The 21,686-nt window shown below is 61.0% G+C and carries 17 protein-coding genes; 14 read left to right on the top strand and 3 right to left on the bottom strand.

The annotated features are described in order from the left end of the window. Nucleotides 1-67: 67 nt before the first annotated feature. The 9 genes from ACN4E0_RS11870 to ACN4E0_RS11830 are packed head-to-tail and all read left to right on the top strand — an operon-like array spanning nt 68 to nt 9,639. Nucleotides 68-634 (top strand): RNA polymerase sigma factor, encoded by a 567-nt coding sequence (locus tag ACN4E0_RS11870; protein ID WP_419568095.1) that lies wholly within the window; start codon nt 68-70, stop codon nt 632-634. Beyond that, the gene (locus ACN4E0_RS11865; RefSeq protein ID WP_419568093.1) at nt 627-1,571 is read left to right on the top strand and encodes a FecR family protein; all 945 of its coding nucleotides are present in this window, start codon (nt 627-629) and stop codon (nt 1,569-1,571) included. The genes ACN4E0_RS11870 and ACN4E0_RS11865 overlap by 8 nt, the downstream gene beginning before the upstream one ends. Before the next feature lie 2 nt (nt 1,572-1,573). Further along, a complete protein-coding gene (locus ACN4E0_RS11860; protein ID WP_419568092.1) occupies nt 1,574-3,928 on the top strand; it encodes a TonB-dependent receptor domain-containing protein in 2,355 nt (784 codons plus the stop codon). Beyond that, nucleotides 3,915-4,667 (top strand): DUF2334 domain-containing protein, encoded by a 753-nt coding sequence (locus ACN4E0_RS11855; RefSeq protein ID WP_419568090.1) that lies wholly within the window; start codon nt 3,915-3,917, stop codon nt 4,665-4,667. The genes ACN4E0_RS11860 and ACN4E0_RS11855 overlap by 14 nt, the downstream gene beginning before the upstream one ends. A gap of 39 nt (nt 4,668-4,706) precedes the next feature. Further along, nucleotides 4,707-5,879 carry a glycosyltransferase gene (locus tag ACN4E0_RS11850; RefSeq protein ID WP_419568088.1) on the top strand — a complete coding sequence of 391 codons (1,173 nt, stop codon included), beginning with the start codon at nt 4,707-4,709 and terminating at the stop codon, nt 5,877-5,879. A 27-nt stretch (nt 5,880-5,906) separates the two neighbouring features. Next, a complete protein-coding gene (locus ACN4E0_RS11845) occupies nt 5,907-6,842 on the top strand; it encodes a hypothetical protein (RefSeq protein WP_419568087.1) in 936 nt (311 codons plus the stop codon). Continuing rightward, entirely contained in the window at nt 6,826-7,350 is a 525-nt protein-coding gene (locus ACN4E0_RS11840; protein ID WP_419568086.1) for a DUF2141 domain-containing protein, read from the top strand. Before ACN4E0_RS11845 ends, ACN4E0_RS11840 begins: the two co-directional genes overlap by 17 nt. A 4-nt stretch (nt 7,351-7,354) precedes the next feature. After that, entirely contained in the window at nt 7,355-8,515 is a 1,161-nt protein-coding gene (locus ACN4E0_RS11835) for a glycosyltransferase (RefSeq protein ID WP_419568084.1), read from the top strand. Nucleotides 8,516-8,523: 8 nt separating this feature from the next. Then, nucleotides 8,524-9,639, top strand: a complete 1,116-nt coding sequence (locus tag ACN4E0_RS11830) for an LptF/LptG family permease (RefSeq protein ID WP_419568083.1) — start codon at nt 8,524-8,526, stop codon at nt 9,637-9,639. A 297-nt stretch (nt 9,640-9,936) separates the two neighbouring features. Here ACN4E0_RS11830 and ACN4E0_RS11825 read toward each other — a convergent pair whose 3' ends face one another. Both ACN4E0_RS11825 and ACN4E0_RS11820 read right to left on the bottom strand, forming a co-directional pair. After that, nucleotides 9,937-10,434, bottom strand: coding sequence for a group I truncated hemoglobin (locus ACN4E0_RS11825; protein WP_419568081.1), 498 nt, complete (start codon nt 10,432-10,434; stop codon nt 9,937-9,939). A 44-nt stretch (nt 10,435-10,478) separates the two neighbouring features. Further along, nucleotides 10,479-11,402 (bottom strand): DUF3034 family protein, encoded by a 924-nt coding sequence (locus tag ACN4E0_RS11820; RefSeq protein WP_419568079.1) that lies wholly within the window; start codon nt 11,400-11,402, stop codon nt 10,479-10,481. Between the two features lie 71 nt (nt 11,403-11,473). Here ACN4E0_RS11820 and ACN4E0_RS11815 point away from each other — a divergent pair, with 71 nt between their 5' ends. Together ACN4E0_RS11815 and ACN4E0_RS11810 are read left to right on the top strand one after the other, a co-directional pair. Further along, the gene (locus ACN4E0_RS11815) at nt 11,474-12,094 is read left to right on the top strand and encodes a methylamine utilization protein (protein WP_419568077.1); all 621 of its coding nucleotides are present in this window, start codon (nt 11,474-11,476) and stop codon (nt 12,092-12,094) included. Further along, nucleotides 12,091-14,403 carry a putative bifunctional diguanylate cyclase/phosphodiesterase gene (locus tag ACN4E0_RS11810; RefSeq protein ID WP_419568075.1) on the top strand — a complete coding sequence of 771 codons (2,313 nt, stop codon included), beginning with the start codon at nt 12,091-12,093 and terminating at the stop codon, nt 14,401-14,403. The genes ACN4E0_RS11815 and ACN4E0_RS11810 overlap by 4 nt, the downstream gene beginning before the upstream one ends. 654 nt (nt 14,404-15,057) lie before the next feature. On the opposite strand, the gene ACN4E0_RS11805 is transcribed toward ACN4E0_RS11810, so the two are convergent. Then, on the bottom strand, nt 15,058-17,313 hold the full coding sequence (locus tag ACN4E0_RS11805; RefSeq protein WP_419568073.1) for a putative bifunctional diguanylate cyclase/phosphodiesterase: 2,256 nt from the start codon (nt 17,311-17,313) through the stop codon (nt 15,058-15,060). Nucleotides 17,314-17,588: 275 nt separating this feature from the next. Between ACN4E0_RS11805 and ACN4E0_RS11800 the strand changes: the two genes are divergently transcribed. From ACN4E0_RS11800 to ACN4E0_RS11790, 3 genes are all read left to right on the top strand, one after another. Further along, nucleotides 17,589-19,703: a putative bifunctional diguanylate cyclase/phosphodiesterase gene (locus ACN4E0_RS11800; RefSeq protein WP_419568072.1), complete on the top strand. Its 2,115-nt coding sequence runs from the start codon at nt 17,589-17,591 to the stop codon at nt 19,701-19,703. A 580-nt stretch (nt 19,704-20,283) separates the two neighbouring features. Then, nucleotides 20,284-20,664 carry a response regulator transcription factor gene (locus ACN4E0_RS11795; RefSeq protein WP_419568070.1) on the top strand — a complete coding sequence of 127 codons (381 nt, stop codon included), beginning with the start codon at nt 20,284-20,286 and terminating at the stop codon, nt 20,662-20,664. Continuing rightward, nucleotides 20,645-21,685 carry a YaiO family outer membrane beta-barrel protein gene (locus tag ACN4E0_RS11790; RefSeq protein ID WP_419568068.1) on the top strand — a complete coding sequence of 347 codons (1,041 nt, stop codon included), beginning with the start codon at nt 20,645-20,647 and terminating at the stop codon, nt 21,683-21,685. Before ACN4E0_RS11795 ends, ACN4E0_RS11790 begins: the two co-directional genes overlap by 20 nt. The last annotated feature ends 1 nt before the right edge of the window (nt 21,686 follow it).

Below are 21,686 nucleotides of genomic sequence, written 5' to 3'. Positions count from 1 at the left end.
GACTGCAATGCGGGCGCACCCGCCAAATCCATTGTCAGGAAGCCCCCAGCCTTTCTATGCTTGCCCGATGGAGGGTGCGCGAACCAAGGTTGAAAACAGCGGGCTGCGGCAGCTCGCCGCCGAGATGCGCCCCCAGCTGATACGCTTCATCACGTCGCGCGGCTGCACTCGGGACGAGGCGGACGACGTCTATCAGGAGCTCTATCTCAAGCTGATCGACTGGCGCGGAGGCCCGGTGGCCAATGCAGGGCCCTATCTCTTTCAGATGACCAACAACCTGGTTCGCGACCTTAAGCGCGGAAGTCGGCGCCGGCAGGGGCGCGACGATGGCTGGGCGCGCAACCACTACGGGCAGGATTTGACGAGCGATCCGCAGCCGACACCCGAGAGGACCGCGCTCGACCGCGACCTGCTGGCGAAGGTCGAGCAGGCCTTGGCACAGATGCCGCCGCGTACGGCGGAGATCTTGCATCTCTATCGGGTGGAAGGAATCGGACAGAAAGTGATTGCCACGCGCCTCGGCCTGAGCCTCAGCGCGGTCGAAAAGCACCTGCAGCGCGCCTATCGCGAACTCCGCACGGTGCGCGCCACGCTGGTGGACGTCGCTCCGACGTGGGAGGACAGCCATGCCTGACCGCATTTCCGAAAAGCTGCGCGAAACGGCAACCGCCTGGCACCTGCGCCTGGAGACCGCCGCCGAGGAAGACTGGATTGCCTTCACCGACTGGCTGGAGGCCGATCCGGCGCACAACCTCGCCTATGAAGAGGTCCTCGCCCAGGAAGACGAGATGGACGTGGTTCTGGGCGCTGCGGACTTCCCCGAGCCCCGGGCGGAAGAGCCGCGCGAAGAGCCTGCGACCGGGGAGGTGCGCCCGGGTCGCTGGAAATGGGGCGCGCTGGCGGCCAGCGTGGTCGCAGCGGCGGCACTGACCTTTCAATTGGTACCGCGCGAGGCGAGCTATGCGATCGAAACCGCTGCGGGTGAAACGCGCACCGTCGCGCTCGAGGACGGCGGACAGATCGCGCTCAACGGTTCGACCCGGCTGCTGCTCGACCGCAACGATCCGCGATCGGCCGAGCTGGTATCGGGCGAAGCGCGTTTCGCAATTGTCCACGACGCATCCGATCCTTTCGTCGTGACCGTGGGCGAAGACCGGCTGGTCGATGTCGGAACGGTCTTCAACGTGACTCGCGACAAGGAATGGTTGCGGGTTGGCGTGAGCGAAGGGGCCGTCCGCTACGAAGCGGGGAGCAATGGGATCGTCCTGAAGCCGGGCGATGTACTCATTGCCGATGGCAGCGGAGCGCGTGTGAGCGACCGTTCGATGGCGAGCATCGGCAGCTGGGCGGACGGCGCGCTGGTCTACGACGGGACGCCGCTGACCGAGGTGGCAGCCGACCTGTCCCGGGCTACCGGAGTCCCCATCGCCCTGTCGGCCGATTTGCAGGACCGACGGTTCAGCGGCGTCATCCAGACGACCGGCGACGCAAATGCTATCGCGACGCGAGCCGCCGACATATTGGGAGTTTCGATAGACAAGACGCAGGAAGGCTGGACGCTCGAACGCTGACGATGCGACTGCTTGGCCCGACCCTTCTGGCGCTGCCCCTGGTGGCCGCGAGCGCGCCTGCGCTGGGCGCCGAGGAAGCCGAGTTCGATATCGCTCCGGGCCGGCTCGACCGGGCGCTCGTCACATTCGCGCAGCAGGCCCGGGTCTCGGTCAACACCGGCGTCCCGGGCATCGCGGCAGCGCGCACGCGTGGGCTGCAGGGACGGCATTCGGTCGCGGCCGGCCTCGCCATTCTCTTGCGGGGCACTGGCTTCACCTTCCGCGTGTCCGGGGAGACGGTGACGATCCTCCGCGCACCCGCAACGGCGCGACCGCGACCCAGCGGCCCGCGCCCCACCGCGTCTTCAGTGCCGGCCCCTGTACCCCCGCCCCAGCCGATCATCGTCACCGCGAGCAAGCGCGATTCGCTGCTGGCGGACTATCCCGGGTCCGCGCATGTCGCGACGCTCGATTTCGCCGAAAGCCTGAGAGTCGGCGCGCGCGGCAGCGAGACGCTGCTGCGCGAATTGCCCGACCTGACCTCGACCGACCTCGGCTCGGGGCGCAACAAGATCTTCATTCGCGGGATCGCCGACAGCAGCTTCAACGGGCAGAACCAGGCGACGATCAGCCAGTATTTCGGCGAGAGTCGGCTGATCTACAGCGCACCCGATCCGGACCTTGCGCTCTACGACATCGAGCGGGTCGAGGTGATCGAGGGACCGCAGGGCACGCTCTATGGGGCAGGGTCGCTCGGCGGCGTCATCCGCCTTCTGCCAAATAGGCCCGATCCTGCGGTGACCGAAATCGCCGGAACCGTTGGTCTCGCCCTTACCCGGAACGAACTCGGCTATGATGCAGCCATGGTCGGCAACCTTCCGCTTGGCGAAACTTCTGCCCTGCGCGCGGTGGCCTATCGCGTCGTGCATCCCGGCTACATCGACGATCCGGGACGCGGTGTTGCGGACACGAACCGGACCGCGATCTCGGGCCTCAGGGCGTCGGTTTCGACCACGCCTATCGAGGGGCTGGACGTCGAAACCGGGCTGGTGATGCAGAATATCGGCAGCCGCGACGGGCAATACACCAATTCGGGAACCGACGACCTCGTTCGCCGCACCACGATCGCCCAACCCTTCGACAATGATTATCGGCTGTTCTTTATGACCGCGCGGGCCGAACTCGGCGCGGCCGATCTCGTGACCAACACCTCCTATGTCGACCATGCGATCGGCACGAGTTTCGATGCGACGCAGCCCGACGATGCGACCCCACAACTCTTCCAGGACGACACCAAGGTCTCGCTGATCACGCACGAGAGCCGCCTCTCCGGTTCGGGGCCGCCCCTGTCGAGCTGGGTGGTCGGCGTGAGCCTGGTGGATAATGTGAACCACGTATCGCGCGCGCTGGGCGACCCGGCTTCCCCGACGATATTCGCCGAATCACGGTCCGAGACCTTCGATGCCGCGCTCTTCGGGGAAGCCAGCATCGACGTAACCGAGCGCCTCTCGCTGACTGGCGGGGCGCGGGTTTCCTACAACCGGCAGGTCGAGGAGGCCGAGAGCTTCGGAACCGCAATCGACCTCGAGCCGAAGCGATCGGGCTGGCGGCTGCTGCCTACCGCGGCGATTTCCTGGCGACCGTCCGAAGGATGGCTTGTCTATGTCCGCCACCATCAGGGGTACCGCCCCGGGTCGCAGCGCATCGTATCGCAGGCGGACAGCGTCGAGGCCGTGCAATTCGCCCCCGATGAACTGCGCACCCTGGAGGCCGGGATCCGTTTCGGCACCTTAGTGAACTCGCAATTCTACGGCGGAGTGGCATTCGCCCATTCGCGCTGGGAGGACGTACAGGCCGACCTGATCACGGAGGAGGGCTTCCCCTATCTGGCGAACATCGGCTCGGGCTTCGTGAACTATGTCTCCGCCCGCATCGGCTGGCGTCCGTCTTCCGGACTGACCCTGGAACTGACCGGCTTCGCCACATCCAACAAGATCAACCAGCCTGCCCCTGATTTCATGGAACTGGACGAGGGGGATCTTCCCAACATCGCCGAAAGCGGCGGTCGGGTTGCGGTGAGTTACAGCACCAGCCTTGGCGATGCGAACCTCAGGCTTGATGGGGGCATCGGCTATGTCGGCAAGTCCTACCTCGGGATCGGCCTGCCGTTCGAACGCGAACAGGGCAAATATTTCGATACAACATTGGGCGGACGGATCGAGTTCGGCAATTGGGGGGTCTCGCTCGACATCGACAACGTGCTCGACAGCCGCGCCAACCGTTTCTCGTTCGGAAATCCCTTCACCCTGTTCAATGAAGACCAGCGAACGCCGCTGCGCCCGCGAACCATAAGGATCGGCATCGATGCGGCCTTCTGACCGCAAGCGCCTGCTCGCCTCGATCCACGACGTCGGCCCCGGATCGGAAGCGGCCGTCGACCGGCTGGTCGCGATTTTCGATCGCCACCTCGGAGGCCCGAACTTCGCCATGTTGGTGGTCCCCGACCATTGGGGTGAGCATCCGCTGGCGGGCAATGCTGCCTTCGGGCGCAAGCTGCGCGGCTGGGCGGATGCGGGGGTCGAAATGTTCGTCCATGGCTGGTTCCACAAGGACTACGCCGAGCATGCCGGCATGGCGGCCTTCAAGGCGCGACACCTGACCGCCTCGGAAGGCGAATTCCTCGGGCTCTCTAGGGCAGAGGCGGCGAGCCGGATGCGCGACGGGAAAGCTCTGGTCGAGGACATCATCGGGCGCGAGGCGACCGGCTTCATCGCACCCGCCTGGCTCTATGGCGAGGGCGCGATGGCGGCGCTGCGCGACAGCGGCTTTGCGCTGGCCGAGAATCACCTGCGCGTGTGGGTGCCCGCCACCGGCAGGACCGTTTCGCGCGGGCCGGTGATTACCTGGGCGAGCCGGTCGCCCGCGCGCACCGCTTCCTCGCTCGCGGTCGCACGGCTCGCCCGAACCGCATTCCATCCGCTGCGTGACATGCGCGTTGCAGTTCACCCGGGCGACGTCTCCAAACCGTCCCTCATCGCCAGTATCGAGGCCACGCTCGGGACCTTCGCGGCGCGCCGGACAGCAGGTCGCTATCGCGACCTGCTGGGATCGGCATGAGCATGTGCGGGATTGGCAACTGCGTGGCGTCAAAGGGGTATGCGGATCGCCATACCCATTCACAGCTTCTCGCCGGGCGGGGTCGAACGCGTCGGCCTGCGGCTGGCCGAGCAATGGCAGGCTGCCGGGCATGATGTCCTGATCGTGCTCGGTCGCGCTCGCGGCCAGGGCAGCCCATCGGCACCGCCGCTCGCCTATCGAACGCGGCGCGAACCCTTTCCCACCGATCATTGGGAAACGCTGTGGATGATCTGGTCGATGCTGCGCTTCCTGCTGCGCGAACGGGTCGACGTGCTGTTCTGCCCGGGCAACACCTACACCATCGTCTGCGTCGCCATGAAGCTGCTGCTCGGCAAGCGGTGCCCGCCCGTTCTGGTGAAGATCAGCAACGACCTCGAGCGGAGCGACATGCCCTTCCCCTATCGCGCGGGATATCATTTGTGGCTGATTATCCAGGGCCGCTATCTAGATCACTTCGTCGGCCTCGCCGATCCGATGCGGGCCGAAATCGAGCAGCGCCTCGCGGTCGATCCCGGACGGGTCGAGATCATCCCCGACCCGGCCATCACGCGCGCCGAACTGGAACGCTTCTCGCGTCCGCGCGAGCGCATCGACGAGCGGCGCCAAGGCTGTCGCTTTCTCAACATGGGACGGCTGGTCACGCAGAAGAACCAGGCGCTGCTGCTGCGCGCCTTCGCCGCAGGGTGCCAGCCGGAAGACAGCCTCGTGATTGCCGGCGACGGCCCCGAACACGGTCGGCTGTCGCGCCTCGTCGGCGACCTCGATCTCTCCCACCGGGTCCAGCTCCCGGGGCATCTCGACGACCCGGGCGCTGTACTGTCACAGGCCGATGTCCTCGTCATCTCGTCCGACTACGAGGGCGTCCCCGCAGTGGTGATCGAAGCGATCGCTGCCGGACTGCCGATCATCTCGACCGACTGCTGCACCAGCATGGACTGGCTCACCGGCAGAGGCGAATTCGGTGTCGTCGTGGCACAGCGTGACGCGCGAGCGCTGGGCGCTGCCATCGGCAAGGCGCGCGGGATTGTGCCGGACCGGGCGGCGATGAAGCGATTTGCCGAACAATTCACTCTCGAGCGCTCGAGCCGAACCTATCTCGACACCCTTGCCAGACTGGCTTGCCGATCGCGCCGACAGCGGATCTCCACCCTGCGCTGGCGGGTGCGGGAATGGCGCGAGCGCGGCGTCTAACCCGGTACAGGCAAGACAAGGTTGACCATGACCGAGCCCGCAGTCGCGTTGCACCCGACCGACGACATCGTCCTCGAACCGCAGGACCGCAAGCCGAGGTTTTCTCCTGCTAGAGTGGCCGGAGCGGCGCTCTCGCTCGGCGTGCTGGGTGCCTCGCTCTACCAGCTCCGCACGCTCAGCTTCGCCGCGGTGGTCGAGCTGGTACCCACGTCCCCGCTGTTCTGGGGCCTCTTCGCACTCAGCTACCTCGCCGGGCCGCTGAGCGAGTGGATCATCTTTCGGCGCCTGTGGCAGGTCGGACCGCTCGCGATCGGCGCGCTGGTCCGCAAGCTGATCTACAACGAGCTGCTCGTCGGCTATCTCGGCGAGGTCTATTTCTACACTTGGGCCCGCCGGCATCTGTCCCTCACCGCATCCCCTTTCGGTGCGGTCAAGGATGTCGCGGTGCTCTCGGCCGTGGTGGGGAATGTCGCCACACTAGCCTTCCTCGCCGCGGCCGCCCCCCTGCTCCGGATGCTGCCGCTGGGCGAGCACAGCCAGACGATTGCCTGGTCGCTCGCCTTCGTCATCGGCACCTCGCTCGCGGCGATGCTGTGGCGCAAGCAGATCTTCTCGCTCGACCGCCACGAGCTGACCTTCGTGGCGGCCGTCCATGCCGGCCGCATCCTCGTCACCACCGCGCTCTCGGCCACGCTGTGGCACCTGGTCCTCCCGTCCACACCGCTGATGTGGTGGCTCCTGCTGGCGACGCTCCGGTTGCTGATCTCGCGGCTACCCTTCGTGCCCAACAAGGATGTGGTGTTCGCCGGCGTCGCGGTCCTGGCGCTGGGACAGCAAGTCGAGATCGCGGCGCTGATGGCACTGATGGCCACGTTGATCCTCGCCACGCATATCGTCGCCGGTATCGGCTTTGCGGCAAGCGACCTCGCCTTTGGAGACGCCGACGATGCGCGCCGTCGCTAGTCTTATCGCCCTCCCGCTGCTGGCGAGCGCAACGCTTCCCTCGACGCCCGACCTCGGCAAGGCCGAGGGACGCTGCCGACCGCAGGAAACCGGGCCTGCCTTCCTGGTCGACGTGCAGGGCCTCAAGGACCGCACGGGCAATCTCAAGCTCGAAGTCTATCCTGCCACCGACGAGGATTTCCTCGACGACGACAATATCCTGATTGCGGCGGGCAAGACCTTCCGCAGGGTCGAGGTGCCGGTCCCCAAGTCGGGTCCCACCACGCTGTGCGTCCGCCTGCCGGGCCCGGGGACCTACGGCGTCTCACTGCTCCACGACCGCGACGGCAACCGCAAGTTCGGCTGGCGGGTCGACGGGATCGGGTTCGCCGGCAATCCCAGGCTCGGCTGGAGCAAACCCAAGGCGGCTGATGCCTCCGCGCGCGCAGGGGCGGCGCCGACCCGCATCACCATCGTCATGAACTATCGCAGGGGCCTCTCCATGCGCCCGTTGGCCAAGGGGAGCTGAGAGGATGAGGATCGTCGATGTCTGCGGCTTCTACACCCCGTTCGGCGGCGGGATTCGCACCTACATCGATCAGAAACTCCGGATCGCTGAGCAGCAGGGTGTCGACATCACGATTCTCGCCCCCGGAGCGCGCGAAGAGACCGTCGACATCTCTCCCTCGGCGCGCATCGCCTACATCGCCTCGCCCCGCTTCCCGCTGGACCGCAAGTATTTCGCCTTCGCCGACGAGGCGGCGGTTCACGCCATGCTCGACCGGCTCGAACCCGATATCGTTGAGGCATCCTCGCCGTGGCGCAGCGCGGACTACGTGGCGAGCTATCCGGTCGCGGTGCCGCGATCGCTGATCATGCATTCGGATCCGCTTTCGGCGCATGTCTATCGCTGGTTCGAGCGCGTGGTCGAGCCGCCGACGGTAGACCGCGCCTTCGAATGGTTCTGGCGGCGCCTGCGCGGCTTCGGGACACGCTTCGATGCCGTCGTGGCGGCGAACAGCGATCTGGCCGCACGGCTCGTTGTCGGCGGCGTGGGCCATGTGGTGACGCTGCCCATGGGGATCGAGAAGGGGCTGTTTTCACCCGCGCGCCGCGACGAGGCGGTGCGCGAAAGACTGCTTGCGACCTGCGGCATGGGGGCCGAGGCAACCCTCCTGATCACCGCCGGGCGGCTGGCCACCGAGAAACGGGTGCCGCTGCTGGTCGAAGCGGCGATGCGCGCCGGCCGCTCGCGCCCCCTCGGGCTGGCGATCTTCGGCGAAGGGCGGTGCCGCGACCAGGTCCTCCGGACGATCGCCGGAAACCCCCATATCCGGCTGTTCGAACCGATCCGCGACCGTGCGCAGTTCGCGACGATACTCGCCAGCGCGGACGCTCTGCTGCACGGCTGCGAGGCCGAGACCTTCGGCATGATCGCGGCGGAGGCGCACGCCAGCGGGCTACCGATCGTCGCTCCTGCGGCCGGGGGTGTGGCCGACTTCGCGCTGCGCGATCCTTCCCTCTCCTTTCGACCGGCGGACGCCGCGGATGCGACCCGGGCGATCCTCGCGCTACCCTCCGCACGGATTGTGCGACCCGGCACCCAAGCTGCGAGGGGGATGGAGGAGCACTTCGGAGATCTCTTCGCCCATTATCGGCTGCTGACCGACCGCCGACTCGCCGTCGCCGCCTGACCTGCGCGATGAAGCTGCTGCGTACGCTCGACATCTATCTCCTGCGGCTTTCGTGCGGGACGCTCGGTTCGGTCGTCGCGATCGTCATGTCGCTCATGGTGCTGGAGCACTTGCCCCGGCTGATCGACATCACCAACCTGTCGGGCCATCGCGGCTATATCATCGGTCAGACCGTCCTGGGGCTGCTGCCCGAATACGCCGGAATCGGGGCGGTCTTCGGTCTCTTCCTGGCAATCGCGCTGACCGTCAGGAAGCTGGCCCTGCGCGGCGAACTCGACGCGATCGAGGCCATGGGCATCGCGCCGCTGCGCTGGCTGCGCATGCCAATAGTCTTTACGGTCGCCACTGCCGCATTCGTGTTGGTCAACCAAGGCTGGCTGATGCCCGCCGGCGAACGGAAGATCGACGAAATCGGTCGCCGGATGGCGGCCGGCGACTTCGGCTACAACCTCTCGGCCCACGAATTCCACGCGATCGACGAAGACACCATGCTGAGTTTCGATGGGATCGACCCCGACGATGGGCGCCTCCTCGGCCTCTTCGTCCGAACCAAGGCGGGGACGTTCCAGGCCGCCTCGGGTCGCCTTGCGTTGGCGAGCGACAAGGAGGGGATCCTCCAGCTAAGGCAGGGCCAGCTCGTCGAGCCAGCCGGAAGGGTCATGAGCTTTTCGACGATAGACGTGCGTCTGCCACGCGCCGCGCCGCCAAGGCTGGGACCGCCCAGGGCGGACAAGAGCTGGCAAGGCGAGACGATCATGGCACTGATGAGTGCTGGTGATCCCGCGCAGATGAAAGCCGCCTGTGTGCGGCTGCTGTGGGTGGGATTGACGCTGCTCGTCCCCTTTCTGGCCGTCTCATCGGGACGACCGCCGATGCGTTCGGGCAGCCCGCTTGGCGTCTTCCTCGGACTGTGCATCATCGTCGCCCTGATCAAGTCGATCGATTGGTATGGGGGGCTGAACACTTCCCAGCCGGTTTCCCTGGCGGCCCTGATTGCCGGCGCATGGGTCATCGCGATTGTCTTGGTCCCCCGGTGGCAGGGCTCGACAGTGTGGGCGGATCGAATGACGGAAGGGATCAAACGTCTCGCGGGCAGCGGAGCAGGAGTTCGGTCTGCGCTGTGAGCGCGGGACGAGACTTAGTGGCGGAGCAGGAGGGATTCACTTTTACATAATAAGCTTTTGGCAATAATGCATTAATATGACACAGACAGCGCCGAATACCCCCCAGAAATACCCCACTATTCCGGGGAAACTGACCTCGATTTCCCGCGCACGCGCTTCGCGTACGATAGACAGTATCACTCGATGGCAGCTCTGCGCCCTCATTTAGGACGTTCGTCATCTTATCAGAAGCGCCTGAAAGCAGACAGTCCGCTCGTCGGGCCGATCTTGCCATTGCGGAATTGAAATCACGGCAGTTCAGCGCTCCACGACGTCACCCTTCATCGGCGCAAGCTTGGCGAGCAAGCGATTTTGCGCCGCAAATGGAACGCCTTCTTCGTGCATCGCCTTCTGGAGGTTCTCGACGACGGCGTTGAGTTCCGCCTTGCGGCTGCCGAGACCCTCGTGCGAACTGCGCATGTCGCGGCCGGTATAGTCGCAACCCGCATTGAGAATGTAGCAGAATTGCTCGAACAGCGTGCGGCGCAATCGCACTTCGTCATGGCCCTCGAAGATCGCGGCGATCCGCGGGTCGGCGAAGTTCAAATCGACGAAGCGCTCGACGATACGCCGGATGCCGTCCTGACCTCCAAACCGTGCAGCCATCGACTCACCCTCGAAGGGAACAGCCCCGGCATTTTCGTTACTCTGCTCGTAGGGATCGACTGGCATCTCGCCAGTGGACGGATCGCGCTCCACCGTTTCGACACCGAACTCCTCGTCCCAGTCGATAGTGTCCGCGGGGGTCTGCTGCATGAAAAACAGGGCAAGGATGGCGCTACACAACATCGATCTCTCCGTCAGAAGGCAATTTGCGCTTGCAGGAAAGCGCCGCGCTGACCGCCGAAGGTCGCGATCGATCCCAGATCGGCATAGGCAGCCGTCAGTGTCAGATTGTCGGTTGGTGCATAGGCGGCGAAGATGTCCAACCAGTCATCCTCTCCAAGGCCGAGATTGTCGGGCTTGGTGCGGAATTCACTCCCCAATACGAACCGTCGCGAAAACTGATAGGCAACCGCACCTTCAAATTGCAGCGCATAGCGATCGTTCGCGCGACTGCCGAAGCCGAGCAACCCGTTCTGATTCGACTTTGTCAGCCTCGCAGTCGTGTTGACCAATATGCTCCTACTGAGGAACAGCTTTGTCGCACTGAGGGTGAAATCGAGGCCCTGGTCATGCGCAGCGCCCACGGCGTTTACGACGGGGCCATCGAGGCTGCGCTTGTATTGCACGCCTGCGGATACCTGGGGAAGCAGTTCATCACCGTAGACGACATCGCCGAAGAGGCGGACCTTGGTTCCGAAGATATCCTGATTGAACGTGTAACCACGGCCGAGCCCGAGTGCCGCCCCGACCTCACGCGTGTCAAAATTCTGCCGCGCGTAGGATAGTTCGAGCCGGTCGGCGATCCCCACGGAGAGGCCGTGCGACTGGTAAAGGTAGTCGGGCAAGAGAACTGCCGTGACATGCGCTTGAAAGCCCACACCCTGGGTTTCCTGCCGGCCGGCGATTGTGGCCCAATCGGAGATTCCACCGCCGCTGGCTCCGTCGATCGCGCTGACCCCGTTGGTGAGCAGCAGCTTGGCGTTGTAATCCGTGAAGGATCCGATCGTCGAAGGCTGAGGCACCGCCTCCCTCTCGGGCAGAGCGTCTTGCGCGGCCACTGGTGCATGCGAGAAAGCCAGCGCCACCGGTAACGTCGCATATCTCAGGAGCTGATTCATAGTGGTAGCTTCTTGCAACATATGATGGAAAAGCCGTTAACCCTGCCTGGATGCTTTATTAACCTGCTTCCGTGTACCTGCAGCTCGTGTCCCTACGCGCATTTGCCTTACTCGCCGTTTTGCTAGCCGTGCCCGCCTCGATCGCAGGCGCAGCCTCTGCTGGGTCCATCAAGGTGCAGGTGGTCGACGAAAGAGGCGTTCCGGTACGTGACGCCGTCATCGAACTTGACAGTCCGTCGGCTATGAAGACGCGGATCACTTTTCCCTGGCGGATGGCCATGGCCCAGAAGGACGAAGCCTTCGTACCCGGTACGCTCGTGGTCGCTCGCGGCAGTACCGTAGCCTTCCCGAACCTCGATCGGGTGCGTCACTCGATCTACAGTTTCTCAAAGCCTGCGCGGTTCGAAATCGATCTCTATGGTCGTGACCAGTCGCGCACGCACACTTTCCCCGTCAGCGGATCCGTGGCTCTGGGATGCAATATTCACGACAAGATGCGTGGCTATATTCGCGTCGTCGACACCCCATTTGCCGGCAAGACCGACGCGAATGGCTATGTCACGCTTTCGGGAGTGCCGGCGGGAACCGCGAGGCTAACCGTCTGGCATCCCCGTATCCGTACGCCTTCCGGTGAGGTCGTAAAGCAGGTGAATGGCGCAACCGACCAGAAGATCTCGGTGCGCTTGCGGTGAGAACCGTCTTTCCGCGCCTTGCCCTACCGAGTTTCTCTTCGCTCAAGCTGCGCATAGCCGTGCTTTATGCGGGGCTCTTCGCTGCTGTCCTCGCCGTAGTCATGGTCGTAGTGAACGCCAGCATAGAGCGATTCGGCGAGAGTTCCGCCAGCCGCGACATGGCTGCTAGCGCTCGTGTTTTCGACGAGATTGTCGATCTGCGGGCAAGGCAGATGCGCGCAGCAACCGACGTGTTGGCGCGCGACTTCGGCTTCCGCGAGGCACTCGCGACCGGAGACGAGCCAACGCTTTCAAGCGCCCTGCGAAACCTGCGGGACCGGTCGCAGGCCTCGAGCGCGTTCGTAGTCGGCCTTGATGGAACGATCATCAGCGACGGGTCTAGCCGCCTGCCCCCGGTAGAGGACATCTGGGGCGAACTCGATTCCGGCAAGAGCAAGGGCGTGATCGAACTCGGCGGCGAATTGGCGCTGGCGACTGCATCTCCGATCGAGGTCCCCGATCTTGCTGGCTGGCTCGTGCTTGCTTCACCTCTGGACAAGGCAGCCATGGCCCGGTTGGCGGAACTCGCCGCTGTCGATTTCGAAGCCAGCGTCGAACTCGAGGAAAAACTTCCCGCTATTGCGACGTCGGCACCGCCGGGCACTGTAGTCGAGGCGAACGATGCCGCGCGCAATCTCTATCGGGTGAGCAGCCTGCCTAGCCTGCAAGATGGGCTCGCACCGCGCCTCGTCTTGCAACACTCGCTCGCCAAGGCACTCGCGGAATATGCAGTCTTGAAATACCTGCTGGCACTGGTCGGAACGACCGGATTGGTACTGGTCGTGGCATTGGGCTGGCGTATTGCGCGAGGCATCACCCGTCCCTTGTCAGCACTCGACGATGCGGTCCGCCGCTTTGGTCGGGGCGAAGACATCATCGTCCAGGTCGAGACCGACGATGAAGTCGGACGACTGGCGTCGAGCTTCAATGCCATGGTGGAAGCAATCGAGGAGCGTGAGCGGCGGATCATTCATGTCGGCCTGCACGATGGGTTGACCAACCTGCCCAACCGCAAACTCTTCGTCGAACAGCTCGACCAGGCATTGATCCGCCGCAAGGGGAAAGAGCGAGTGCTGGTGGCCTATTGCGACCTCGATGACTTCAAGGTCGTGAACGACACGCTCGGCCATCCTGCCGGCGACGCGCTGCTGCGGTTCGTGGCGCATTGCCTCGTCGATGAACTCGCAGAGGCCCATGTCGCCCGACTGGGTGGCGACGAGTTCGCAGTCCTCATGGTTGTCGAGGACGAGGAGGAGAGCCTGCTTCCAATCGCACAGCGTGTGCAGCAATGCTTCGAGCGACAGATAAAGATCGATGGGCAGACGGCCGACTGTTCGGCCAGCGTGGGCGTCGCTGTAGCCCCGATGGATGCCGAAAATGGCGTCGATTTGCTGAAACATGCCGACCTCGCGCTCTATCGCGCGAAGAAGGAAGGAAAGTCGGATTTTCATTTCTTCGAGCCCTCGCTCGACGAACAGGCGCGTCGGCGGCGCGAGATGGAGCTCGACCTTCGCTTGGCAATCAAGGACGGTGGATTCGAGCTCTATTACCAGCCGCTGTATTGTCTGAAAAAGGAACGGCTCGAAGGCTTCGAGGCACTGATACGCTGGAACCACCCGAAGCGAGGCCTGATCAGCCCAACCGAATTTATCCCGCTCGCCGAGGAAACCGGCTTGATCCTCCAGATAGGTGACTGGGTTGTGCGCGAAGCCTGTCGCGCGGCATGCGAGTGGCCTGACCATTTGACGGTTGCTGTCAATATTTCACCGAAACAGTTCTCCGCTACCGGGCTTGCGTCCACGATTCTCCAAGCCCTTACAAGCTCAGGACTAGAGCCCAATCGCCTCGAGCTCGAGATCACGGAGAGCGTGTTCATCGTAGATGTGGAACGGACGCTCGGCATGCTTCACAGTCTTCGCGAGCTTGGCGTGCGGATCGCCCTAGATGACTTCGGAACGGGCTACTCATCGCTCAGCTACTTGCGCAGCTTCCCGTTCGACAAGGTCAAGATCGATCAGAGCTTCGTGCGGGATCTTGCCGAAAAGGGAACCAACGCCAACGCAGTGATCCGCGCCATCACCACTTTGGCCGAGGCTCTCGGTATGGACACGCTCGCCGAAGGAGTGGAAAGCCAAGAGCAATGCCAGATCTTGCGCGACGAGGGATGTGGTTTCGTGCAGGGTTACCTCTTCAGCAAACCTCTCCCCGCATACGCCATACAAGAGCTTTTCGAGCAGCCCGGTTTCGCCGCGAGAGAGGCCACAGGGTAGATTGTATTTGCGAGCTGCGCCGACCGAAAATGAGAGTCGACCCGCGCAGCGCCGGTCGTTCCCACTCGCGGTTCAAAAAGCGTTGCCACTCTACCTGATATCCAGGCCCAAATCTTTCTTGGCCTGACCCAGTTCGTTATCCCCGAATGGTCAAGTCTGGGTTCGCGTCTACGGACGCAATATTGAGCATTCTCTAATCCGGTGGGCAATAGGCAGTCGGCGGAAGATGCACGAAAAAAGCCCCGCAAAGACGCGGGGCTTGAGTCAAGGTCTGGACGTATCCAACCTTCGGGTCGCTAAGTAGATGTATGGCTGGGATCAATTTGGGTATTGTAGGAATTCGTCATCAAACGCGCATCATGTTGACGTGAGGACATATTCCTCCCCAGCGAAGTCAGACGACGACCGCGGTCGGATGAGTGGCCAAAGCTTGCGGTTCAACTGCTTGGTTCCGAAGCACATAGGCATCGTACAATTGTGGCGAAATCTATGGTGCCCCTACACTCTGGGAACATCCCAACCTGCTCCGTCCCCTCTATCAAGCTCCTTGCCAAGACGTCGCGTGGCGGTACCCCAAAGGCAACAGATATGGTCAGCTCTGCTGAGTCTATCGGCCTTGCTTGCAGGCCGCGCTCAGGCCGCGGCTCAGATTGCCTAGCGAAGATTTTCAAACTGCTCGGCTAATTTCGCCGGGCTGTAGAGAAAGCCTTGAACTTGGGTCACGCCTTCATCACTCAACCGGCGTAGTTGTTCGGGCATCTCTACACCCTCCGCGGTAGTTTCCATCCCGAAGGCATCTGCAAGGCTGACTACCGCCCGTACGATTGCCTGACTGTCAGGGTCGCTTTCGAGCCTCGCCACGAAGCTTCGATCAATTTTGATTCGATCAAAGGGAAAAGAGCGAAGATAGTGCAAGGATGAAAACCCGGTGCCGAAGTCATCGAGTGCAATGCGAACGCCCAGCTTGCGAAGCTCGTGCAACATCTCGAGCCCCTCCGGACTCGCGTCGAGCAGGACTGTCTCGGTAACCTCCACTTCAAGTCGTTGGGCATCAAGGCCGGTGGCCGCCAACGCGTTCTTCGTGGCCATCGCAAACCCTTTGTTGCGAAGCTGCAAAGGTGAAACGTTGATCGCGACCTTTAGGTGTTTGGGCCAATGCGCCGCTTCGTCCAAACCCTTGCGAAGAACCCATTCGCCCAGTTGGATGATAAACCCATTATCCTCGGCGATTGGGATGAATTGGTCCGGCATGATCATGCCTCGCTGAGGATGATTCCATCTTAGCAAGGCCTCGTAGCCTACGATCTTCGTTGACGCGATTTCAATTAACGGCTGATAATGCAGTTCGAGCTCACCATTTGCGATGGCCAAGCGCAAATCAGTCTCAAGCGACTGCCTCTCGAGCATTCGTTGGTGCATTTCCGGAGCGAAGTGGGCCGTCTGTCCCCGCCCGGACGCCTTGGCGTTGTAAAGTGCCAGATCCGCATTTCGAAGCAGTTCTTCCGGGGTGTTCGCGTCCTGGGGTGCGGTAGCAATTCCGACGCTCGTACCGGTAAATATTTGATGTTCATCGATTTGCAGGGGCTCGCCCAGAACCGAGACTATCTTCTCGGAAACTGCCTGAACTCGATCGGAAGGGCTACCGGGATCCAACAAGATTGCAAACTCGTCGCCGCCCAAACGAGCCACCAAATCCCCCGCATGCAATTGCTCTTGGAGGAGTTGACCGACTTTTTGTAGCACCCGATCGCCTATGCTGTGACCAAGAGTGTCGTTGATCACCTTGAAATGGTCAAGATCGAGGTAAAGCAGGCTGATCGCTGGCGCACTTTCCGATATTGATAGCATCGCTTCCAAATTCTCATTGAGCAGAAAGCGATTGGGAAGCCCCGTCAGGGCGTCGTGGTGCGCCATATAGTTGATGCGGGCCTCGGCCTGGCGAGCTTCCGTGATATCGGAGGCAAAGCCCTCCATTCCCCAATACTCGCCCGCTTCTGAGTGGAGGGCCCGACCAGAGATACGCCACCAGCGAACCGAATTCTCGTGATGAAACTGAACAATCAAGTTGCGGATTGGCCGGCCTTCAGTGAGAGCGTTGCGCAGCTGATCTGTCTCGGGGCGTTCGTCAAATAGAGAAGCGAGGGGCATGCCTGCGCGAATTCGGCCAGCGGAAGACTCCCTGAAACGCCGAGAAGGTGTTAGGATCCTTCCGCAACTATCTGTCCTCCAGAGCCAATCGCTGGATTGCTCCTCATAGTCATTCAAGAGAAGCCGAACGGTATCGGCTGACTTTCTAAGCTCTTTCTCCTTTTCCAATTTACGAAACTCAATTTTGTAAGTCTCCAAAAGACTGCTAATCAGTATTGCAATAAAAACGCATGAGAGTGCGAATGAAATCCAATATTCTATTGTGTTAACCCTCGCCTGAGCGACTACAATAGACCCCCCAAGAATGGAGATGAAGACTATGCCAGTCCGTGGCACGGTGTAACAAGCAATAACCGATGCCGCCATGAGACCAGCCGCCATCATACTGACCAGCCCCCGAACCACGTCATTACCATGAGAGAAATAGTACTGAACAACGACCGCCCAGCTAAGGCTTATCAATGCTGATGCTAGCGTTGCTGAAGCAGTGAGATGCGCGATGCTTGCTCTCCTGTTCCTCCTATACTTGAACCAGAACCATAATAATCCTAGCGCAGACCCCAGTATCAATAGGAATAAGAGCAAAACAGGCGTTGTCGGGAGTCTCCCGATCAGCGGGAAGGTTGAGATTACCGCTACAAAGAAGTTGCCGATCGCTGATCGAGGCAGGCCTTCATAGTGAGCCTCCAGCAGGGCGAGTTCGATGGCCTCCCGGTCATCGGTCGGCAATCCCTCTATCAACTGATGCGTCCGTGGCTTCATCGACGTATGCCTACTCTACCGCAGACGTTACCTTCTAAACTTTCGCCTTCGGAATCTACGAGGTGCGTTTACGGCCAAAGTAATGGAGCGTGTCGTTTTTATACATTTTGGATTCACGGACGCTCTTGTTGCTATAACCTAAGGCATATTGAAATTTAAGGAGCCTTAATTTTTCATTCCAAATCCTTAAGGGATGAAAATATGGGTGCCGTAGTTTACCGAATAGGAATTCGCGACAATCGCGGCTCTAATCTCGTTGAGATGGGAGCGGCAGTGTGCATTTGCTTGAGCGTGTTGATCGGATTATCGGATTTGGATCGTCCGACCAGGTCGTCGCCGATTTCGGGCGGGAACGTGTCAGGTCCGTGCGTGGTGTTATCCATCTCTATTATTTGACGATCCTCGCCCCCTTTGCTGCAGCAGCTTGGTTCCACTGGGACAAGGATTTGACCAAATTTACAGCTGCCGCATTGCTGTCGGCAGCTGTGTTGCGCTTCCGTCATTGGACCTTCCCCATCGCTAGCGACAAGGCTGAAGACGTCAGCCCCAGGGCGGCGCGCATCACCGGTGCAATGGTAGTGATACTGTCGCTCATTCAATCGGTCTTCTATCTAAGTCTAGCGCTGGGCCTTGATGAGCTCCCGGATGCCACCCCGCCTTGGCCGAATTTCGCCTTCTTGGGCTTGCTCTCCGCAATTGTGCAATGCGCAGCGTTGACGGGTATCATCTTCGCGTCACGCGTCATCTTCACTTGCTTTGTTGCTCCGCAAGTCATGGGGCTACTCTACCTCCACGGTATAGCTCAATGGCCGGTCTCTCTTGCTGTAGCGTTGGTGGCAGCGATCTGCTTCTACCTTGCAGAACTCGGCCATCGGACTCAATTGAGACTATTCGCGGCCCGACGTGAAGCAGACTCGGCACTGACGCGAATGGAGCTCGCGAATTTGGAGCTCACGGACGCACGTAGATACGCGCAACAGCAGGCTGATACTGATTGCCTTACAGGTGTTAGGACAAGGTCAGCCTTCCTATCCGATGTCCAGGCAAGGATTGAGGCAGGTCAATCAGGTCTACTCGCGGTCGTAGACTTAGACAGGTTCAAACCGATCAATCATATCTATGGGCAAGAAGCCGGGGATCACGTCCTGCAGTGTGTCGCTGCCCGTCTGTCCACCGCCATGCCGGACGACGCCATCATTGGGCGTCTCGGGGGGGATGAATTCGGCATCTTTATCGCCGGTACCCTCGATGCAGGCGGGGCTGGTGAGGTTGTAAGGGTTTTTGACAACGCACTCGGCATACTGCGGGAGCCCGTCAACATGGGCAATTCGACGGTAAGCATCACGGCAAGTGCTGGTGCACAGGCTCTTTGTGGTGGAGATAGCGACTTGGGCGGTGCGCTACGGGACGCTGGTACAGCGCTGCAGGTCGCAAAGAGAGAACAGCTTCTGGTCACGCAGATGTTCGACCAAGCGGTTCGCCTGGAAAGTGAGCGACTTCATCTAGTGGAAAGTGAGCTCGCAAAACTTGATCTAAGGGGTGAGTTATCGCTCGTATACCAACCGATCATCAACCTCCGCAGCGGAGAGATAGAATCTCTTGAAGCGTTGGCTAGATGGCAACATCCTGACCTTGGCGAGGTATCACCAGCGCTATTTATCCCGGCCGCGGAGCGGCTGGGCCAGATCGGCGATATTACCCTCAGTCTTTTAGGTCAGGCGCTCGAGTTTGCATCAAGCAGTTCTCACCCCTTCCTCCTATCTTTCAATCTAAGTGCGGCGCACATTTGTTGTGAAGGTGCTGCGCGCGACATAGTCAGGGTAATTGAGGAGGCGCAGTTGCCTACTCATCGACTGCAGTTTGAGATTACCGAAACCGCAATGCTCGTGAATTTCACGGTGGCTCGTTCGAACATAGACATCTTACGCGACGCTGGCTGCGGGATCGCTTTGGATGACTTTGGTGCCGGATTCGCCTCATTGGTCTATCTGCGCGAGATAAGGTTCGACAAGATCAAGATTGACGGCTCACTCATTCGCGGAGCTCGCGACCCCCAAGGCCGCGATGTCCTCAACGGAGTGCTCAGAATGATAGAGGCCATGAACCTTGAGAGCGTAGCCGAATATATTGCATCAGAAGACGACGAGAAGGTCGCTGTCGAATTGGGCGCCCATTTCGGACAGGGTCACTACCTAAGCCAGCCACTGAACGACAAAGATGCGCTAACCCTCCTGAATCAAGCCAAGGGGGCAGCGTTGACTGCAGATGGGTATAACGCTGCACGGCCGGATACGTGTACAAGACGGCCTTACGCGGCGGGGACCAGGCACCTAAAGCGGCATCCCTCAGCCGCTGCACCATACAACCAATTCAACGAAGCCTCCGCATAGCTAGGCGTAGCATGGTGCAGGCAAATGTTGTCGGCATGAACTGACGAACTCCGGCACACGGGAGTGGCAAACTGGGAACCGTGCGAGATCCGTGGAATTTGCAGGACTAGACAAATCAAGTCGCGAGGCTCTTCGGCACAAGAACGCCTGGTCGGTTGCCAAGCCGCAAGCGCACACTGCATCGTCGGATCGATCGACAACTCCCGTTCTGTCGCTTTCAGGATTTTCTGCGGTATTGGAGGTTTCTGCAACCCATACGATCGAGTAAAGTTGGGCAAGATGCACGGTTCCAAGCGAAGGGCAGAGTGTGACATTCAGCCTATTCGCACGTCAGGTAATCGCCTAGAGCGAAGGCTGATCGCGTCCTGGTCGTAAACGAGCGTCGGACGACAGCCACAGCGCCATGTCCACAGCGGCAATCCTGACATCATGAGTGGCTGTCAATTAAATGTAATTTAACCACTTGGGTTGGATAGAAATATTGAATTTGAGGTACTTACATTGGCAGAAGCCGCAATAAGAACATTATCGCAAGCGGATTACTACACAGATATATTGCTGCGTTGCGCGAGAGGTCGGCATGCCTAAAATCTTGATCGCAGATGATGACGATATCCTTCTGGACTTGGTTCGCGTTCGCCTTGAATCAGCGGGGCATACTGTGGTGGTTGCAAAAGATGGGCAGGCTGCCCTTGATATGCTCGATGAAACCTCTCCCGACGCAGTGATATTGGACGCAATGATGCCCGTTTTGGGTGGGCAAGAGGTGCTTCAGAAAATCCGGTCGAATCCAGAGCTTACTAGCTTGCCGATCATGATGCTCACAGCACGCAAGGGAGAGGATGACGTCGTCGCCTTTCTGAAATCAGGCGCCAATGAGTATCTACCTAAACCATTTATGCCGCAGGAGTTGCTGCTCCGACTAGACATGATGCTTCGCAATGCCTCGCGCGGAATCTGATCTTTTCGTCGCGGGCGTCGCCGCCGCCCTGTTCGCCCTGCCCGCGACCGCCTTGGCAGAAACCCCGTGCGAGGAAGGGCGAGACGCTACCGAGTTGAGACTTCTGGCTCGGCAGTCCTCCTCCGCGGGAAACTACGACGATGCTCTCCATTTGATCGATTGCGCGCTTCGGATTGCTCCGGACGATCTGGACATTCGCTTGGCGAGAGCCCGTATCTTGCTCTGGCAAGGGCGACTGGAGGAGGCTCGCCATGAAGCCGACTTCGTAAGCAGTTTGGAGCCCCAGTATCCGGAACTTGCGGATTTGAACAATGCGCTCAGAAGGAGTTCTCAGCGCCGCGCCGCAGCTTACCTCACCACAAGCTGGTCCAACGTAACTACCCCTACCAGTGACCAAACCTGGAAGGGAGTGTCGCTAGGGAGTTTGGTCGCACTTGACCCGCGCCATACCATCGTCGCGACGTTGGATTTCGAAGATCGGGGCTTTGCGACGGACACCCGCATCCAAACGCGTTTCGAGCGGCAAATCGATGGAGGATTTGTCTATTTATCTGCAAGCGGAACTCCGAACGCCGATTTTCGTGAGCAATGGGCTATTGCGGGCGGCTTTGAGCTGCCGCTTGGGGACACCACACTGATCGGAGATTACCGTCACGCTCAATACGCAGATTCATCGATCGATGTGGTGAGCCCGGCAGTCCGAATTCCGCTTGGGACCGAGCGCGTGAGCCTGACCTTAAAGGGCACTTTGCTTGCATCGCCTGAGAGCAAACTACAGGCGGGTGTTTCGGGAAGGCTCGATGCTCAGCTGCCACGTGACTATGGCATTGCCGCGGGTCTAGCTACGTATCCCGATACAGAAGCGGGCATAACTCGACAGGTGCGTGGCGCGTTTGCTTCCTTCCGGATCCCGGTCAGCGACCGCATTTCCCTGAGCGTGACTGGTGATATCGAGCGGCGCAAAGCAAGCTACACTCGGAGAGGAATAGCCCTCGGCCTTTCTTGGCGGTTCGGGCGCTAGG

The sequence above is a fragment of the Qipengyuania sp. genome (genome assembly GCF_048550555.1).
Lineage (GTDB): Bacteria > Pseudomonadota > Alphaproteobacteria > Sphingomonadales > Sphingomonadaceae > Qipengyuania.
This window is presented reverse-complemented; position numbering and strand designations above follow the sequence as displayed.

Bases quoted from the DNA above. Each gene is read 5' to 3' on its own strand.
- ACN4E0_RS11850 (WP_419568088.1), top strand. From the start codon at position 4,707: ATGCGGATCGCCATACCCATTCACAGCTTCTCGCCGGGCGGGGTCGAA.
- ACN4E0_RS11795 (WP_419568070.1), top strand. From the start codon at position 20,284: ATGCCTAAAATCTTGATCGCAGATGATGACGATATCCTTCTGGACTTG.
- ACN4E0_RS11825 (WP_419568081.1), bottom strand. From the start codon at position 10,434: ATGCAGCAGACCCCCGCGGACACTATCGACTGGGACGAGGAGTTCGGT.
- ACN4E0_RS11870 (WP_419568095.1), top strand. From the start codon at position 68: ATGGAGGGTGCGCGAACCAAGGTTGAAAACAGCGGGCTGCGGCAGCTC.
- ACN4E0_RS11835 (WP_419568084.1), top strand. From the start codon at position 7,355: ATGAGGATCGTCGATGTCTGCGGCTTCTACACCCCGTTCGGCGGCGGG.
- ACN4E0_RS11855 (WP_419568090.1), top strand. From the start codon at position 3,915: ATGCGGCCTTCTGACCGCAAGCGCCTGCTCGCCTCGATCCACGACGTC.
- ACN4E0_RS11845 (WP_419568087.1), top strand. From the start codon at position 5,907: ATGACCGAGCCCGCAGTCGCGTTGCACCCGACCGACGACATCGTCCTC.
- ACN4E0_RS11805 (WP_419568073.1), bottom strand. From the start codon at position 17,313: ATGAAGCCACGGACGCATCAGTTGATAGAGGGATTGCCGACCGATGAC.
- ACN4E0_RS11840 (WP_419568086.1), top strand. From the start codon at position 6,826: ATGCGCGCCGTCGCTAGTCTTATCGCCCTCCCGCTGCTGGCGAGCGCA.
- ACN4E0_RS11830 (WP_419568083.1), top strand. From the start codon at position 8,524: ATGAAGCTGCTGCGTACGCTCGACATCTATCTCCTGCGGCTTTCGTGC.
- ACN4E0_RS11790 (WP_419568068.1), top strand. From the start codon at position 20,645: ATGCCTCGCGCGGAATCTGATCTTTTCGTCGCGGGCGTCGCCGCCGCC.
- ACN4E0_RS11820 (WP_419568079.1), bottom strand. From the start codon at position 11,402: ATGAATCAGCTCCTGAGATATGCGACGTTACCGGTGGCGCTGGCTTTC.
- ACN4E0_RS11860 (WP_419568092.1), top strand. From the start codon at position 1,574: ATGCGACTGCTTGGCCCGACCCTTCTGGCGCTGCCCCTGGTGGCCGCG.
- ACN4E0_RS11865 (WP_419568093.1), top strand. From the start codon at position 627: ATGCCTGACCGCATTTCCGAAAAGCTGCGCGAAACGGCAACCGCCTGG.